Genomic DNA, 1,348 nt, shown 5'->3' with positions numbered 1-1,348 from the left:
TGGGGTTAGACGAACATGTAATGCCACATATCGACATGGCTAATGTCGCTTGCGGTTTTCACGCAGGAGATCCTGATGTACTCGCGCAAACACTACAGCTGATCAACACGCATCGAGTAACGCTTGGCGCACATCCAAGTTATCCAGACCGCCAAGGGTTTGGCCGCCGCTCAATGCAGCTTTCTGAGCAAGAAATCACCAACGCCTTACATTACCAAATTGCCGCAATTGAAGGGATGGCAAAGGTGCAAGGCTTGACGCTAAGCTATGTGAAACCACACGGTGCACTTTATAACGATATGATGAAGTCACAACCGTTATTAAGCTGTGTTATCAAGGCCATCTCACGCTACCCAAGTGAGCTTAAGTTGATGGTACTAGCCACTGCGCAACAAGCAAACCACCAACAACTCGCCGACCACCATAATGTATCACTGATTTTTGAAGCCTTTGCCGATAGACTCTACACCGATGAAGGCTTACTTACTCCCCGCTCTGAACCGGGCGCAGTGCATGATAAGTCAGCGCTACTTGCACAAGTTAAGCAATTACACCAGCAAGGTAGTGTTACAACTGCAAGTGGGAAGTCGCTTTCCTTACGCGCCGACACCTTATGCGTTCATGGTGACAATGAGGCGAGCATTGCCTTAATTGAAGAAATAAGAAACGTGATAAATCAATAATTTGTGATAGTCTGGCCGTACATGCTTAATAAGCGAAAGGACTTTACATGCAGCTCACAACAGAAAGACTTACCTTAAGACCTATACTTAATATAGATTGGCCGCTTTGGGTAGAACTTCATCAACATCCAGATGTCATGCGTTTTGTCGGTGAGATTACCAATGAAGCTACGCTGCGTGAAAAGTTTAACCGTGGATTAAGCGCTGGACTTGGGCAGTGGCACAAAGAAGATAACACTTGGCTCACCTTCGTGATTGAAGAAACGGCCACAGCGACCCCTATCGGGCTACACGGATTTTTAAGTATGTGGACACCGTTTCAACAGGCCGAGTTAGGTTTTATGCTTTCCCCCGAATTTCAAGGAAAGGGTTACGCCTTTGAAGCTTCTAGAGCCGTCATTGATTTTGCCTTGCACGAATGTAATTACCACAAGCTCATCGCCACCGTTACCCAAGGAAATCATGCCTCTCACCATTTACTCAAGAAACTAGGATTTGAGCTCGAAGGCACGCTAAAACATAACTTCCAAATTAACGGCGAGTGGGTAAATGACGAGAAGTTTGGGTTGCTTAAGTAACCTGAGCTTCGGATAATTAATGCCTTTCTAGCAGCCAGTTTTAGCGCTAACTGCGTTGAATTCACTTCCAATAGCCAGCTATTGGTG

General features: G+C 46.0%; 2 protein-coding genes. Both read left to right on the top strand.

All coding sequences use genetic code 11. The annotated features are described in order from the left end of the window. Positions 1 to 683: 5-oxoprolinase subunit PxpA (locus CWC03_RS22925; RefSeq protein WP_138583806.1), on the top strand; the 683-nt coding region annotated here is incomplete at its 5' end. Between the two features lie 47 nt (positions 684 to 730). Beyond that, entirely contained in the window at positions 731 to 1,261 is a 531-nt protein-coding gene (locus CWC03_RS22920) for a GNAT family N-acetyltransferase (protein WP_138583805.1), read from the top strand. Positions 1,262 to 1,348: the final 87 nt, after the last annotated feature.

The sequence above is a fragment of the Pseudoalteromonas sp. S2755 genome (assembly GCF_005886535.1).
Lineage (GTDB): Bacteria > Pseudomonadota > Gammaproteobacteria > Enterobacterales > Alteromonadaceae > Pseudoalteromonas.
The sequence above is the reverse complement of the archived record's forward strand: the minus strand, read 5'-3'. Positions and strand labels throughout refer to the sequence as shown.